Origin of the sequence: Pseudoalteromonas sp. BSi20439 (assembly GCF_000241165.1) — a bacterium.
Taxonomy (GTDB): Bacteria; Pseudomonadota; Gammaproteobacteria; order Enterobacterales; family Alteromonadaceae; genus Pseudoalteromonas.
Map to the genome: position 1 here is coordinate 1 of NZ_BADW01000139.1, position 482 is coordinate 482.

Annotated in this window: 1 protein-coding gene; it reads right to left on the reverse strand. The window is 41.3% G+C overall.

Annotated features, from left to right (window positions below):
• The coding region (locus P20439_RS11880; protein ID WP_036933832.1) for an IS5 family transposase at nucleotides 1-393 on the reverse strand (393 nt) is incomplete at its 3' end.
• Nucleotides 394-482 lie beyond the last annotated feature (89 nt).

Sequence of the window (482 nt, forward strand, 5' to 3'; positions counted from 1 at the left end):
TCCGCTATCGACTGCAAGATGAATTTTCGTAGAATTTCCACCTCGGCTCTTTCCAATTGATTCATTGTCAGCAGTTCTTGCACCGCAACTATGTTGATGAGCCCTGACAATACTGCCATCAATGAAGACCCAATCCATGTCCGCATCACGAGATAATGCGCGAAACAGTTCATTCAAAATCCCTTTTTTGGACCATAAATTAAACCGTCTGTAGATAGCACTCCAACGGCCAAAATCAGAAGGTAAATCTCGCCATGGAATACCTGTGCGCATCTTATACAGTATGCCTTCGAGCGTTTTTCTATGGTCGGGCTTATTATAAATTCGACCACTTAAGTACATTACTTTTGATAAGACATTCCATGTCCCGTCTGTTAGCATTAATCTTGGCATGTAGGTTCGGTGTAAAGTTTTCTGGCGAATTCAATTATACCTTATCTTCATGCTGTTTGTTTTTCATACCACAAAGATCAACACGCCCT